The organism is Lactobacillus sp. B4005, assembly GCF_026536045.1.
GTDB classification, from domain to species: domain Bacteria; phylum Bacillota; class Bacilli; order Lactobacillales; family Lactobacillaceae; genus Lactobacillus; species Lactobacillus panisapium.
Genome location: NZ_JAFNOZ010000001.1, coordinates 347,875 through 350,919, shown reverse-complemented (window position 1 = coordinate 350,919; position 3,045 = coordinate 347,875). Strand labels below are relative to the sequence as shown.

Here is a 3,045-nt window from a genome sequence, read left to right as displayed (position 1 = left end):
CTGAACCGTTTGAACCAGAACCATTGCTACCTGAGCCGTTTGAACCTGAGCCATTGCTACCAGAACCATTGCTGCCGGAACCGTTGCTACCTGAGCCATTGCTACCGGAACCGTTGGATCCTGAACCGTTAGAGCCGGAACCATTAGAACCTGAGCCATTAGAACCTGAGCCATTGCTACCAGAACCATTGCTGCCGGAACCGTTTGATCCTGAACCGTTTGAACCAGAGCCATTGCTGCCGGAACCATTTGAGTCGGAGCCGTTGGAACCAGAACCATTGGAGCCTGAGCCGTTGGAGCCGGAACCGTTTGATCCTGAACCATTGCTACCTGAGCCGTTTGAACCAGAGCCATTGCTGCCGGAACCATTTGAGTCGGAGCCGTTGGAACCGGAACCGTTTGATCCTGAACCGTTTGATCCTGAACCATTGCTACCTGAACCGTTGGAGCCGGAACCGTTGCTGCCGGAACCGTTGGAGCCTGAGCCATTGGAGCCGGAACCGTTTGATCCTGAACCGTTTGAACCAGAACCATTGCTACCTGAACCGTTTGAACCAGAGCCATTGGAGCCGGAACCATTGGAGCCGGAACCATTAGAACCTGAGCCATTGCTACCAGAACCATTGCTGCCAGAACCGTTGGAGCCGGAGCCATTGCTACCTGAACCGTTTGAACCAGAGCCATTGGAGCCGGAACCGTTTGAACCAGAACCATTTGAGCCTGAACCATTGCTGCCAGAACCATTGCTGCCGGAGCCATTAGAACCGGAACCATTGCTGCCAGAACCGTTTGATCCTGAGCCATTGCTGCCGGAACCATTTGAGTCGGAACCGTTGGAACCGGAGCCATTTGAGCCTGAACCGTTAGAGCCGGAACCACTCGAATTTGGAACAAGCGATTGAATCACATCTTGAGCTTGAGCAATTAGAGAAATAATTGTTTCATCTGAATTTGCTAAACCTATTTTAAGTTTTGTATCGTTAATAACTTGATCAATTTTTTCTTTGGTTGATTTCTTTTCATCAGAACTTAGATAGTTGATGCCATCAACTTGTTTTTTAGCGGTATCACCATATTGACTGATAATAGTCTTTGCTCTATCTTTATTCTTTAACAAAATAGCATCAGTCACAGTTTGATTAATCTTTGCAGAACCATCAGATTCGGCATTATTAACTTCATCAGCATCAGTAGCTTTATCTATAGCCAACTTAGCCGCAGCTGCTACTGTATCTATTGCTGCATTAGCAGCAATTTTTTGTTCATTGGTTAAATTCAAGTCATAAGATATCTTGCTTTTAGCTTTATCAGCAACTGTATCAATTTCAGATTTAGCAGCTTTCTTTTGATCGTCTAATGTGATGACAGGCTTTTGAGCTGCTTCAATTTTAGCAATTCCATTTGATACAGCGTCATTAATACCCTCAGCACCTTTAGCTTTGCTTATCGCATTTTTAGCTTCAGCTGCTGCATCATCAATAGCTTGCTTTTCCTTAGCTTTTTCATTTGCTGATTTTGATTCATCTTTGTCAACCGTATTCAAAGCTGTAGTAGCAGTATCATTAATTAACTTGATTGCATCAGTCTTTTGATCAGCGAGTGGTTTCCCAGATGTGTATTGTGCATCAATTGAATTTATACCTGATTCAAGTTTTTTAACAATATCTGCAGAATCTTCAGCACGATCGATTGCATTTTTAGCTTTGCCTGCTTCTAAGTCAACATTAGCAGCTTGTCTATACCTTTCAGATATAGTTAAGTTAGCATCACTATTAATTCTCTTTTTAATTACTTCTGCTTCGGCATCAATTGCAGCCTTAGCATTTTGCTTTCTTGTTGACAAGTCTTTGGAGCTATTTGCTTGGGTTACTACATTATTAATTGCAGCCTTACCATCAGAAACAGCTTTAGAAATTTCTTCGACACTAGTTGCCGCATCAACCTCTTTTTTGGCTGTAGTTGTAGCATTGTCAATTGCTTGATTGGCTTCAGCCTTTTCAGTATCAGTAAGCTTATTGGATTGTGCAATCTTGTTCTTAGCGTCTTTTGCAGCCGCATCTAGATCACTATTACCCTTGCGCTTAGCTGCCTGAAGTTGTGCGTCAGTTAAGGCTTGATTAATCGCTGCAATTCCTTTTTGTTTGAAATCATTGATTTGATCATCAGTAGCACCAATTACATCTGTAACCGCCTTATCGTGGGCAGTTTGTGCTTGTTCTTTAAACTTAGCTATTTCATCAGCTGTTAAGCCAGTTTTACCAGTATCATCTTTAAGGGCTTCGATCTTGTCTAGTACTCCAGAAATATCAACATCTTTATCGCCCTTAAGTACCCTATCAAGTTCTTTAATGGCATTGTCACGATCTTTTCTAATTTGATCTGCATTTGCTGAGTTAGCGCTAGTGACAATGTTAGTAATTCCGTTTATCGTATTATCCTTGATTGTTGAAACGGTCTCCGCATCAGTTTCTGCATCAATATCTGAATTACCAAGTTTTTGAACTTCATCCAGAGCACTTTGATCACTCGGATTAATTTCGCCATTATTACCCTTTAAATCAGTTTTCGCCTTATCTACAGCCTTTTGAATAGCTTGTTTAGCTTGAGCCTTGATGATGGCTAACGATGCCTTCGATTCTGCACTTGAAATGCTAGAGTTCCCATCAGTTAATGCCTTGTTTAATTCATCATTATTTTTAGCTGAATCAACTTTTGCCTTTGCAGCAGCACAAGCCTGATCGATTGTGCCACCCTCCTTAATAGCATCTTCATACGCTTGGGTTGCTTTATCATAATCAGCTTTTGTAGCTGCTTTTTGATCCTCAGTTAACTTTTGATAGTCATCAGTTAACTTATCATAATTATTCTTAAGATCAGTCTTGGCGTTTGTTGCTGCAGTATCCAAAGTACTCTTGGCTGAATTCTTATTGGCATCAAGATTTACTGTTGCCGCAACATCAATGTTTTCCTCAGCTTCTTTTTCTGCTGCCTCAACATCAGCTACCGTGGTTGTAACTGCATCAATATTTGTTATTCCTTTATCGC

The 3,045-nt window shown here is 41.8% G+C and carries 1 protein-coding gene; it reads right to left on the bottom strand.

Features of this window, described 5'->3' with window-relative positions; genetic code table 11:
• Positions 1-3,045, bottom strand: a 3,045-nt coding sequence (locus J3U73_RS01780) for a DUF1542 domain-containing protein (RefSeq protein WP_267409696.1), incomplete at both ends; no start/stop codon positions are given.